Below are 11,957 nucleotides of genomic sequence, written 5' to 3'. Positions count from 1 at the left end.
GCGCCTGACATAACAACAGAACATATTTCAGAGGTAAACATGGCTATTGAACGGACTTTTTCCATCATTAAACCCAACGCGGTGGCAAAAAACGTTATTGGCAGCATCTTTGCGCGCTTTGAAGCTGCAGGGTTCAAAATTGTTGGCACTAAAATGCTGCACCTGACCGTTGAGCAGGCGCGCGGCTTCTATGCTGAGCACGACGGCAAACCGTTCTTTGACGGTCTGGTGGAGTTCATGACCTCTGGCCCTATCGTGGTCTCCGTGCTGGAAAGTGAAAATGCGGTACAGCGTCACCGCGATCTGCTTGGCGCCACCAATCCGGCGAACGCGTTGGCGGGTACGCTGCGCGCCGACTACGCTGATAGCTTAACTGAAAACGGCACCCACGGTTCGGATTCGCTGGAATCCGCGCAGCGCGAAATCGCCTTTTTCTTCGGTGAAGGCGAAGTGTGTCCGCGCACCCGTTAATCTCCTTCGTCTTTCACGCTGTAAATGCGTTGGCGGTAAATTATCGGTTCAAATATTATTTTTGCTAATGCCGCGTGCAGACGTGGCATCCTTACGCCAGAATTTGTACAATGCAGCGCCCCCGGACGAGCAGTATGCTTACCGGGGCGTTTCTTTTTTCAACCCTCCAGGGGCCATAACGTGTAATAACGAGGCCGGAATAGCATATGTCTGAACAAATTGTCACACCTGAAAGCAGTACCCCGGTAGTTCTTAACAACGAAACAAAAATCAACCTGCTGGATCTCAACCGTCAGCAGATGCGCGAGTTTTTTAAAAACTTAGGTGAAAAGCCTTTCCGCGCCGATCAGGTGATGAAATGGATGTATCACTATTGCTGCGATAATTTTGATGAGATGACCGACATCAACAAAGTGTTGCGCGGCAAATTAAAAGAGGTCGCGGAAATCCGCGCGCCGGAGGTCGTTGAAGAGCAGCGTTCCTCAGACGGCACCATTAAGTGGGCGATTGCTGTCGGCGATCAGCGCGTTGAAACGGTCTATATCCCGGAAGACGACCGCGCTACGCTGTGTGTCTCTTCACAGGTAGGATGCGCGCTGGAGTGCAAGTTTTGTTCAACTGCGCAGCAGGGCTTTAACCGCAACCTGCGCGTATCGGAAATTATCGGTCAGGTCTGGCGTGCGGCGAAAATCGTCGGCGCGGCCAAAGTCACCGGCCAGCGTCCGATCACCAACGTGGTCATGATGGGGATGGGCGAGCCATTGCTTAACCTGACCAATGTCGTACCGGCGATGGAAATTATGCTCGATGACTTTGGTTTCGGCCTGTCCAAACGTCGTGTCACGCTCTCAACGTCAGGCGTGGTGCCTGCGCTGGATAAACTGGGCGATATGATAGATGTCGCGCTGGCTATCTCCTTACATGCGCCGAATGACACTATTCGCGACGAAATCGTCCCGATCAACAAAAAATACAATATCGAAACGTTCCTGGGCGCGGTTCGCCGCTATCTGGAGAAATCCAACGCCAATCAGGGGCGCGTGACGATTGAATACGTGATGCTTGACCACGTCAACGACGGCACTGAACACGCGCATCAACTGGCGGAGCTACTAAAAGAGACGCCTTGTAAGATTAATCTGATTCCGTGGAACCCGTTCCCTGGCGCGCCGTATGGCCGCAGCTCTAACAGCCGTATCGATCGCTTTTCTAAAGTTTTGATGAGTTATGGTTTCACGACCATCGTACGCAAGACGCGTGGCGATGACATTGATGCGGCATGCGGACAGTTGGCAGGCGATGTGATTGACCGTACTAAACGTACCCTGCGTAAGCGTATGCAGGGAGAGGTGATTGACATCAAGGCTATTTGATAGCAGTTGTGCCACGGGGCATTCATTATACCGTGGCGCAATGTCAGTTGAATAATGTCTGGCGTTGTACTTGTCTGGTCAATAATAACGGTGCGTTTTTGTCGACTTTAAGGCAGTATGTAATGGTGCAACAAGAGTTTAGCCTTGTGTCTTAGCGGTTTTGTCATCTGCGGCCTGACAGGCTTATACTGTCTGACTAAGGTTAACTAACCTGATGTTTCGCGGTGTGGGCGGGCATTACGGCTCGTCGGCGCCTGAATCCTAATTTACACGTACCTGTAGCTGTAGCGAATGAATACTGAAGCCACGCACGACCAAAATGAAGCACAAACCACCGGCGTTCGTCTGCGCAATGCCCGTGAACAACTCGGACTCAGCCAGCAGGCTGTCGCTGAGCGACTTTGCCTGAAGGTTTCTACGGTACGCGATATTGAAGAAGATAAGGCGCCGTCCGATCTTGCTTCAACCTTCCTGCGCGGATATATCCGCTCATATGCGCGTCTGGTGCATGTTCCAGAAGAGGAACTGCTGCCGGGGCTGGAAAAACAAGCTCCGCTGCGCGCCGCTAAAGTCGCCCCGATGCAGAGTTTCTCATTAGGAAAGCGTCGTAAAAAACGCGACGGCTGGTTAATGTCTTTTACCTGGCTGGTACTGTTTGTGGTCGTAGGGCTGACCGGCGCCTGGTGGTGGCAGAACCACAAGGCGCAGCAGGAAGAGATCACGACGATGGCCGATCAAAGCACGGCTGAACTGAACGCAGATAAAGACAGCGGCCAAAGCGTACCGCTGGACACCGGTGCCGTGACAAGCCAGGATACGACGCCAGCGCAAACGGCTCCGGCGCCTGCGACGCCGGTTGATTCGACGGCGGCGACGCAAACGCCAGCGCCAACGGCGGCGGCAACGCAAAATACGGTAGTCGCGCCTTCGCAGGCGAATGTCGATACGGCTGCGACATCTGCCGCGCCAGCGGCAACGGAGACGCCGTCCGCGCTGCCGACCAGTCAGGCTGGCGTAGCGGCGCCTGCTGCCGATCCGAACGCGCTGGTGATGAATTTTACCGCTGACTGCTGGCTCGAAGTCACTGACGCCACGGGTAAGAAGCTGTTTAGTGGTATGCAGCGTAAAGATGGTAATTTAAACCTAACCGGTCAGGCGCCTTATAAACTTAAAATTGGCGCGCCGGCCGCGGTGCAGATCCAGTATCAAGGAAAACCTGTCGATCTGAGCCGCTTTATCAGAACTAATCAGGTTGCGCGTCTGACCCTTAATGCCGAACCGACACCGGCGCAGTAACAGACGGGTAACGCGGGAGATTTTTCATGCATAACCAGGCTCCGATTCAACGTAGAAAATCGACACGTATTTACGTTGGGAATGTGCCGATTGGCGATGGCGCCCCCATCGCCGTCCAGTCGATGACTAACACGCGTACCACTGACGTGGAAGCGACGGTTAATCAGATCAAAGCGCTGGAACGCGTTGGCGCAGATATTGTTCGTGTTTCTGTACCGACCATGGACGCCGCCGAAGCGTTCAAGCTTATCAAACAGCAGGTTAACGTCCCGCTGGTTGCCGATATTCACTTCGACTACCGCATTGCGCTGAAAGTAGCGGAATACGGCGTTGACTGCTTGCGTATCAACCCCGGCAATATCGGTAACGAAGAACGCATTCGCATGGTGGTGGACTGCGCGCGCGACAAAAACATCCCTATTCGTATAGGCGTAAATGCCGGATCGCTGGAAAAAGATCTGCAGGAAAAATACGGTGAGCCGACGCCGCAGGCGCTGCTGGAATCAGCCATGCGCCATGTCGATCATCTCGATCGTCTCAACTTTGATCAGTTCAAAGTGAGCGTAAAAGCGTCCGATGTATTCCTTGCCGTTGAGTCTTATCGTTTGTTGGCTAAACAGATCGATCAGCCGCTGCATCTGGGGATCACCGAAGCGGGCGGCGTGCGTAGCGGGGCGGTCAAGTCGGCGATCGGTTTAGGTCTGCTGTTATCGGAAGGTATCGGCGACACGCTGCGCGTATCGTTGGCGGCCGACCCGGTGGAAGAGATCAAAGTCGGTTTCGATATTCTGAAGTCGCTGCGCATTCGCGCGCGCGGCATCAATTTCATCGCCTGCCCGACCTGTTCTCGCCAGGAGTTCGACGTTATCGGCACGGTGAACGCGCTGGAGCAGCGTCTGGAAGATATCATCACCCCGATGGACGTCTCGATCATCGGTTGCGTAGTGAACGGGCCGGGCGAAGCGCTGGTATCGACGCTGGGCGTGACGGGCGGCAATAAGAAAAGCGGCCTGTATGAAGACGGCGTGCGTAAGGACAGACTCGATAACGACGATATGATCGCGCAGCTTGAATCCCGTATTCGCGCGAAAGCAAGTCAACTTGATGAAGCGCGTCGGATTGACGTGCTGCAGGTTGAAAAATAAGAACGTGATGGGAAGCGGCGCGCTTCCCGTGTATGATTGAACCCGCATGGCTCCCGGTTCGTTCGGGGAAGCGCTGAGGGTTCATTTTTATATTCAGAAAGAGAATAAACGTGGCAAAAAACATTCAAGCCATTCGCGGCATGAACGATTATCTGCCTGGCGAAACCGCCATCTGGCAGCGCATTGAAGGCACACTCAAAAACGTGCTCGGCAGCTACGGTTACAGTGAAATCCGCTTGCCGATTGTAGAGCAGACCCCGTTATTCAAACGTGCGATCGGTGAAGTTACTGACGTGGTTGAAAAAGAGATGTACACCTTTGAGGATCGCAACGGCGATAGCCTGACATTGCGCCCTGAAGGTACGGCGGGCTGTGTACGCGCCGGCATCGAACATGGTCTCCTGTACAATCAGGAACAGCGTTTGTGGTATATCGGGCCGATGTTCCGTCATGAGCGTCCGCAAAAAGGCCGCTACCGTCAGTTCCACCAGCTAGGTGCCGAAGTCTTTGGCTTACAAGGCCCGGATATCGACGCGGAACTGATTATGCTGACCGCACGCTGGTGGCGCGCGCTGGGCATCTCTGAACACGTTAGCCTGGAGCTGAACTCTATTGGTTCCTTAGAGGCGCGTGCGAACTATCGCGATGCGCTGGTCGCGTTCCTCGAACAGCATCAAGAGACGCTGGACGAAGACTGCAAACGCCGTATGTATACCAATCCGCTGCGCGTGCTGGATTCAAAAAATCCGGACGTGCAGGCGCTGCTCAACGACGCGCCCGCTCTCGGCGACTATCTCGATGACGATTCACGCGAGCACTTTGCCGGCCTGTGTAAATTGCTGGACGCGGCGGGGATTGCCTACACCGTCAACCAGCGTCTGGTACGCGGTCTGGATTACTACAACCGCACCGTATTTGAATGGGTAACAAACAGTCTGGGGTCACAAGGCACCGTCTGTGCGGGTGGTCGTTATGACGGTCTGGTGGAACAACTGGGCGGTCGCGCTACCCCGGCAGTGGGCTTTGCGATGGGCCTGGAACGACTTGTTTTGTTAGTTCAGGCAGTTAATCCGGAATTTATTGCCTCTCCTGTTGTCGATATATACCTGGTAGCTGCCGGCGCACAAACGCAGTCTGCGGCAATGACGCTGGCGGAGCGGCTGCGCGATGAAATGCCAGGCGTGAAGCTAATGACAAACCACGGCGGCGGCAACTTTAAGAAACAGTTTGCCCGCGCCGATAAGTGGGGCGCCCGTATTGCACTGGTTCTTGGCGAATCTGAAGTCGCCGATGGGACTGTTGTAGTGAAGGATTTGCGCTCCGGTGAGCAAACGGCAGTGGCGCAGGACAGCGTCGCCGCGCATTTGCGCACTTTATTGGGCTAAGGAGAAGGACAGCGTGGAAATTTACGAGAACGAACACGACCAGGTGGATGCGATTAAACGCTTCTTTGCCGAAAACGGCAAAGCGCTGGCTGTCGGAGTGATTTTAGGGGTTGGCGCGCTGGTTGGCTGGCGTTACTGGAGCAGCCATCAGACGGAGTCCGCGCGTGCTGCTTCTCTGGCGTATCAAAATGCGGTGACGGCGGTAAGCGCCGATAAGCCGGATAGCATTCCCGCCGCTGAAAAATTCGCGGCTGAGAATAAAAACACCTATGGTGCGCTGGCGTCTATGGAACTGGCGCAGCAGTTTGTGGATAAGAATGAACTTAAAAAAGCCGAAGCCCAGTTGCAGCAGGGGTTGGCGGCCACCAGCGATGAAAATCTCAAAGCGGTGATTAATCTGCGTCTCGCTCGCGTTCAGTTGCAGCTTAAGCAAGCCGACGCCGCGCTGAAAACTCTGGATGCCGTTAAAGGCGAAGGATGGACAGCCATTGTCGCTGATTTGCGCGGCGAAGCGTTGCTGAGTAAGGGTGATAAAAAAGGCGCGCGCAGCGCATGGGAAGCGGGCGTCAATAGCGATGCTTCTCCGGCGTTGAGCGAAATGATGCAGATGAAAATCAATAATTTGTCCATCTGAGAGGGACCCGATGCAATTGCGTAAATTACTTCTGCCAGGGTTGCTTTCCGTTACCCTGCTCAGCGGCTGTTCACTGTTTAGCGGCGAAGAAGATGTCGTCAAGATGTCTCCATTACCGCAGGTTGAAAACCAGTTTACCCCGACCACTGTCTGGAGCACCTCTGTCGGTAACGGAATTGGCGAATTTTATTCTAACCTTCATCCGGTAATGGCAGATAACGTGGTCTATGCAGCCGATCGCGCGGGCGTGGTAAAAGCGCTCAATGCGGATGATGGCAAAGAGATCTGGTCTGTGAATCTGGGCGAGAAAGACGGCTGGTTCTCTCGTTCGTCCGCGTTGTTGTCCGGCGGCGTCACTGTCGCGGGTGGTCACGTCTATATCGGCAGTGAAAAGGCCGAGGTTTATGCGCTGAATACCAGCGACGGCACCACAGCATGGCAGACGAAGGTCGCAGGCGAAGCGTTGTCTCGCCCGGTTGTCAGTGATGGAATCGTCCTTATCCATACCAGCAACGATCAGTTGCAGGCGCTAAATCAGGCGGATGGCGCCATTAAATGGACGGTGAACCTGGATATGCCTTCGTTGTCGCTGCGCGGCGAATCTGCGCCGGCAACCGCGTTCGGCGCGGCTATTGTTGGTGGTGATAATGGCCGCGTCAGCGCCGTGTTGATGCAACAAGGCCAGATGATTTGGCAACAGCGTATCTCCCAGGCCACTGGCCCAACGGAAATTGACCGTCTGAGCGACGTTGATACCACGCCGGTTGTGGTAAACGGCGTTGTTTACGCGTTGGCGTATAATGGTAACTTAACGGCGCTGGATCTGCGCAGTGGTCAGATTATGTGGAAACGCGAGCTGGGTTCGGTCAATGACTTTATCGTCGACGGCGACCGTATCTACCTGGTCGATCAGAACGATCGCGTGCTGGCGCTGACCACTGGCGGCGGCGTAACGCTGTGGACGCAAAGCGATCTGCTGCACCGTTTGCTGACCTCCCCGGTGCTGTATAATGGTGATTTAGTCGTCGGCGATAGCGAAGGTTATCTGCACTGGATTAATGTTGATGACGGGCGTTTTGTGGCCCAACAAAAAGTAGACAGTTCCGGTTTCCTGACCGAACCGACGGTGGCGGATGGTAAACTGCTCATCCAGGCCAAAGACGGTACGGTCTACGCGATTACGCGTTAATCGTCACGGTTGTGCGTTTTAAAAAACGGCTCCTGGTGTAGGGGCCGTTTTCCTGTTTTTAACAATGGCGCAAAATGCGCGCGTTGTCTGATGATTTTTTTAATGAGGCTTTAAACATGGTACCTGTGGTCGCGCTTGTCGGGCGCCCTAACGTCGGAAAATCCACGCTATTTAACCGTCTGACCCGCACCCGAGATGCGCTGGTTGCGGATTTCCCGGGTCTGACTCGTGACCGTAAGTACGGTCGTGCGGAAGTTGAAGGCCGCGAGTTTATCTGTATCGACACCGGCGGTATTGACGGCACCGAAGACGGCGTCGAAACGCGGATGGCGGAACAGTCGCTGCTGGCGATTGAAGAAGCGGATGTAGTGTTATTCATGGTAGATGCGCGCACTGGCCTGATGCCGGCGGATGAAGCGATTGCCAAACATCTGCGTTCCCGTGAAAAACCGACCTTCCTGGTGGCGAATAAAACGGATGGTCTCGATCCCGATCAGGCGGTTGTCGATTTTTACTCGCTGGGATTAGGCGAAATTTACCCTATCGCCGCCTCACATGGTCGCGGCGTATTGAGCCTGCTGGAACATGTGCTTCTGCCGTGGATGGATGATGTCGCGCCGCAGGAAGAGGTGGATGAAGACGCGGAATACTGGGCGCAGTTCGAGGCGGAACAAAATGGTGAAGAAGCGCCGGAAGATGATTTTGACCCGCAAAGCCTGCCGATAAAGCTGGCGATTGTCGGTCGCCCGAACGTAGGTAAGTCCACACTCACTAACCGTATTCTCGGTGAAGAGCGCGTGGTGGTATACGACATGCCGGGCACCACTCGCGACAGCATTTATATCCCGATGGAACGCGACGAACGGGAATATGTGCTGATTGACACGGCGGGGGTGCGTAAGCGCGGAAAAATCACCGATGCGGTAGAAAAGTTCTCGGTGATTAAAACGTTGCAGGCGATTGAAGACGCTAACGTCGTACTGTTGGTTATCGATGCGCGCGAGGGGATCTCCGACCAGGATTTGTCTCTGCTGGGCTTTATCCTCAATAGTGGGCGCTCACTCGTTATCGTAGTCAACAAATGGGATGGCCTGAGCCAGGAAGTCAAAGAGCAGGTGAAAGAGACGCTGGATTTCCGTCTGGGCTTTATTGATTTTGCCCGCGTCCATTTTATCTCTGCGCTACACGGCAGCGGCGTCGGCAACCTGTTTGAGTCCGTACGCGAGGCTTACGACAGTTCCACTCGCCGGGTGAGCACTGCGATGCTGACCCGTATCATGACGATGGCGGTGGAAGATCATCAGCCGCCGCTGGTGCGTGGTCGCCGTGTAAAACTGAAATATGCCCACGCTGGCGGCTATAACCCGCCGATTGTGGTGATTCACGGCAACCAGGTAAAAGATCTGCCAGACTCCTATAAGCGCTATCTGATGAACTACTTCCGCAAGTCGTTGGAAGTGATGGGGACGCCGATTCGCATTCAGTTTAAAGAAGGGGAGAACCCGTATGCGAACAAGCGTAACACACTGACGCCAACGCAAATGCGCAAACGTAAGCGTCTGATGAAACATATCAAGAAAAGCAAGTAATGCTTTTTCAGTAATATTCCAGGCCTGACAAGCGCTGCGCTATCAGGCCTTTCAAGTAAAAGTAAGTCACGCGCCTGAGGAGAATGTTATGGAAATAACCTGCCCCGTTTGCCATCACGCGCTGGAGCGCAATGGCGATACAGCGCATTGCGAGACATGCGCTAAAGATTTCTCGTTACAGGCAATGTGTCCTGACTGCCGCCAGCCGTTACAGGTTTTGAAAGCCTGCGGCGCAGTGGACTATTTTTGCCAGAACGGTCATGGTTTAATTTCAAAAAAACGGGTTAACTTCGTCATTTCCGATCAATAAAACCGCTGTCGACGTTGCGCCGCAGAGCAGAGGCGCCGACGTCTTATCCGGCTAAGGGCAAAAGCGTTATTCGATACTCCCGTAATATCAGCATAGTATCCTGCCCGGCGGTTATTTTATTCTTTTTATTGATTCAACTATTTATAGGGAATATTATTCCCGAAAATTAATATTAGAAATAAATAACAGCTTTCTTTTTATTTATTATATCAATATTATAAATCTGTTTCATATTAAACTTTTCTTTTTAGGAATATATTTAGGCCTGTTAGTTATGATTCCATCTGAATCATCCATATAATATCTTTTCATAGAGGCGTGTTTATTTAACGACAGGGATATCATATGGTGCGAAGGATTCGCATTCTGGTTTTGCTATTAGTGGCTGGAGTCTCAGTTGCGGCTTCTGGCGCAGATAACTCTGCATCTGCAAATGATGAAAGCCACTCCTCCCTGCCTGATTTAGCCAGCGAATCCGCGAAAAAAGAAGAACAGGAAAATAAAGGAAAGTCCTTTAAAGAACAGGGCGCTGACTACTTTATTAATTCCGCCACCCAGGGCTTTGATAATCTCACCCCGGAAGCGCTGGAATCCCAGGCGCGTAGCTATTTGCAAAACCAAATCACTTCCTCAGCACAGTCATATCTTGAAGGTGTAATGTCACCTTATGGCAAGATCCGTACCAGCCTGTCCGTGGGCGAAGGCGGCGATCTGGACGGCAGTTCGCTGGATTATTTTATTCCCTGGTATGACAACCAGAGCACGCTTTTCTTTAGCCAGATTTCGGCTCAGCGTAAGGAAGACCGCACCATTGGTAACTTTGGGCTTGGCGTTCGCCAGAACGTCGGCAACTGGCTGCTTGGCGGCAACGCATTCTATGACTACGATTTTACGCGCGGTCACCGTCGATTAGGTCTGGGAACCGAAGCCTGGACGGATTACCTGAAATTCTCCGGCAACTATTACCATCCTCTTTCTGACTGGAAAGACTCCGAAGATTTCGACTTTTATGAAGAACGACCCGCGCGCGGCTGGGATATCCGCATGGAAAGCTGGCTGCCGTTTTATCCGCAGCTTGGCGCTAAATTAGTTTACGAACAGTACTACGGCGATGAAGTAGCGCTGTTTGGCACCGATAATCTGCAAAAAGATCCTCATGCCGTCACTTTGGGGCTGGAATATACGCCGGTACCGCTGGTCACGGTTGGTACGGATTACAAAGCCGGTACTGGCGATAGTAACGACTTTAGCGTTAACGCGACCGTGAACTACCAGATAGGCACGCCGCTGGCGGCGCAGCTCGATCCGGAAAACGTTAAAATTCAGCACTCCTTAATGGGCAGCCGCACCGATTTTGTCGATCGTAACAATTTCATCATTCTCGAATATCGTGAGAAAGATCCGCTGGACGTCACGTTGTGGCTGAAGGCTGACGCCACCAATGAACACCCGGAATGCGTGATTGAAGATACGCCTGAGGCCGCTGTTGGTCTGGAAAAGTGCAAATGGACTGTCAACGCGCTGATTAACCACCATTACAAAATTATTTCTGCCTCCTGGCAGGCGAAAAACAACGCCGCCCGTACGCTGGTGATGCCGGTGGTAAAAGCTAATGCGTTAACCGAAGGCAACAATAACAGCTGGAATCTGGTGCTTCCTGCCTGGGTTAATGCCGATACCGAAGAGCAGCGCACCGCCCTGAACACCTGGAAAGTACGCATGACGCTGGAAGATGAAAAGGGCAATAAGCAGAACTCCGGCGTGGTGGAAATCACCGTCCAGCAGGATCGCAAAATTGAGCTGATCGTCGACAACATTGCCGATACCGATCGCAGCGATCACAGCCATGAAGCCAGCGCGCTGGCCGATGGCGAAGACGGCGTGGTGATGGATCTGCTGATCACCGATTCCTTTGGCGACTCCACGGATCGCAATGGTAACGAACTGGTGGACGATGCCATGACGCCCGTGTTGTACGACAGCAATGATAAAAAAGTCACCCTGGCCCAGACGCCCTGCACCACGGAAACCCCCTGCGTGTTTATTGCCAGTCGTGACAAAGAAGCGGGGACGGTGACGCTTTCCAGCACCCTGCCGGGGACTTTCCGCTGGAAGGCGAAAGCAGACGCCTATGGCGACAGTAACTACGTTGATGTCACTTTTATCGGCGACAACCTGAGCGCGCTGAATGCGGTGATTTATCAGGTCAAAGCCGCCAACCCTGTCAACCTTATCGGCAAAGAAGATAAGCACCCTACGGTCAATAATGCTTACCGTTTCCTGCTGTGGCGCGACAAAAATAAAGACGGCGTATTCCAGATGTCCGAGCAGCTCACGGAAGAAGAGATGGCGCTGTACGACTACCAGTGGGAGTTTACCGGGCAGAGTACAAACGGACATACCGGCGCGCTGGCCAACACCATGAATGAAGATCTTGTCCTGCCAGTAACCAATAAAGAGGCGGCGCAGAAGTTTGCCGCCAATGTGGAAGATGGCGTTCAGGGTTACGGCATACGCGTTACGTATAGTCAGAAATAGCGTCAGCGTTGTGGCTGACCAGCCAGC

The 11,957-nt window shown here is 53.3% G+C and carries 10 protein-coding genes; all 10 read left to right on the top strand.

What is annotated here, in order from left to right; translation table 11 throughout:
- Positions 1-39: 39 nt before the first annotated feature.
- The 10 genes from ndk to sinH all read left to right on the top strand — a co-directional run bounded on the left by ndk (position 40) and on the right by sinH (position 11,930).
- The gene (ndk, locus tag N7E69_RS02060) at positions 40-471 is read left to right on the top strand and encodes a nucleoside-diphosphate kinase (RefSeq protein WP_000963846.1); all 432 of its coding nucleotides are present in this window, start codon (positions 40-42) and stop codon (positions 469-471) included.
- Between the two features lie 206 nt (positions 472-677).
- Positions 678-1,844 carry a bifunctional tRNA (adenosine(37)-C2)-methyltransferase TrmG/ribosomal RNA large subunit methyltransferase RlmN gene (locus N7E69_RS02055; protein WP_000003206.1) on the top strand — a complete coding sequence of 389 codons (1,167 nt, stop codon included), beginning with the start codon at positions 678-680 and terminating at the stop codon, positions 1,842-1,844.
- A gap of 291 nt (positions 1,845-2,135) precedes the next feature.
- Positions 2,136-3,140, top strand: coding sequence for a cytoskeleton protein RodZ (rodZ, locus tag N7E69_RS02050; protein WP_001090894.1), 1,005 nt, complete (start codon positions 2,136-2,138; stop codon positions 3,138-3,140).
- Between the two features lie 26 nt (positions 3,141-3,166).
- Positions 3,167-4,285: a flavodoxin-dependent (E)-4-hydroxy-3-methylbut-2-enyl-diphosphate synthase gene (gene ispG / locus N7E69_RS02045; protein WP_261743188.1), complete on the top strand. Its 1,119-nt coding sequence runs from the start codon at positions 3,167-3,169 to the stop codon at positions 4,283-4,285.
- Positions 4,286-4,395: 110 nt separating this feature from the next.
- On the top strand, positions 4,396-5,670 hold the full coding sequence (gene hisS / locus N7E69_RS02040) for a histidine--tRNA ligase (protein ID WP_001107146.1): 1,275 nt from the start codon (positions 4,396-4,398) through the stop codon (positions 5,668-5,670).
- A 13-nt stretch (positions 5,671-5,683) separates the two neighbouring features.
- Positions 5,684-6,304 (top strand): YfgM family protein, encoded by a 621-nt coding sequence (locus N7E69_RS02035; RefSeq protein WP_000409190.1) that lies wholly within the window; start codon positions 5,684-5,686, stop codon positions 6,302-6,304.
- A 10-nt stretch (positions 6,305-6,314) separates the two neighbouring features.
- Positions 6,315-7,493, top strand: a complete 1,179-nt coding sequence (gene bamB / locus N7E69_RS02030) for an outer membrane protein assembly factor BamB (protein ID WP_001177069.1) — start codon at positions 6,315-6,317, stop codon at positions 7,491-7,493.
- A gap of 116 nt (positions 7,494-7,609) precedes the next feature.
- A complete protein-coding gene (gene der / locus N7E69_RS02025) occupies positions 7,610-9,082 on the top strand; it encodes a ribosome biogenesis GTPase Der (RefSeq protein WP_024139182.1) in 1,473 nt (490 codons plus the stop codon).
- Positions 9,083-9,170: 88 nt separating this feature from the next.
- Positions 9,171-9,392 carry a zinc ribbon domain-containing protein gene (locus tag N7E69_RS02020; RefSeq protein ID WP_000406469.1) on the top strand — a complete coding sequence of 74 codons (222 nt, stop codon included), beginning with the start codon at positions 9,171-9,173 and terminating at the stop codon, positions 9,390-9,392.
- Between the two features lie 345 nt (positions 9,393-9,737).
- Complete coding sequence (sinH, locus tag N7E69_RS02015) at positions 9,738-11,930, top strand: intimin-like inverse autotransporter SinH (protein ID WP_000252216.1); 2,193 nt, start codon at positions 9,738-9,740, stop codon at positions 11,928-11,930.
- The last annotated feature ends 27 nt before the right edge of the window (positions 11,931-11,957 follow it).

It is taken from the genome of Salmonella sp. 3C, from assembly GCF_025426275.1.
GTDB lineage: Bacteria > Pseudomonadota > Gammaproteobacteria > Enterobacterales > Enterobacteriaceae > Salmonella > Salmonella enterica.
This window is presented reverse-complemented; position numbering and strand designations above follow the sequence as displayed.

Excerpts from the sequence above, each read along its gene's own strand:
- N7E69_RS02020 (WP_000406469.1), top strand. The coding sequence starts at position 9,171 with ATGGAAATAACCTGCCCCGTTTGCCATCACGCGCTGGAGCGCAATGGC.
- der (WP_024139182.1), top strand. The coding sequence starts at position 7,610 with ATGGTACCTGTGGTCGCGCTTGTCGGGCGCCCTAACGTCGGAAAATCC.
- bamB (WP_001177069.1), top strand. The coding sequence starts at position 6,315 with ATGCAATTGCGTAAATTACTTCTGCCAGGGTTGCTTTCCGTTACCCTG.
- N7E69_RS02055 (WP_000003206.1), top strand. The coding sequence starts at position 678 with ATGTCTGAACAAATTGTCACACCTGAAAGCAGTACCCCGGTAGTTCTT.
- rodZ (WP_001090894.1), top strand. The coding sequence starts at position 2,136 with ATGAATACTGAAGCCACGCACGACCAAAATGAAGCACAAACCACCGGC.
- ispG (WP_261743188.1), top strand. The coding sequence starts at position 3,167 with ATGCATAACCAGGCTCCGATTCAACGTAGAAAATCGACACGTATTTAC.
- ndk (WP_000963846.1), top strand. The coding sequence starts at position 40 with ATGGCTATTGAACGGACTTTTTCCATCATTAAACCCAACGCGGTGGCA.
- sinH (WP_000252216.1), top strand. The coding sequence starts at position 9,738 with ATGGTGCGAAGGATTCGCATTCTGGTTTTGCTATTAGTGGCTGGAGTC.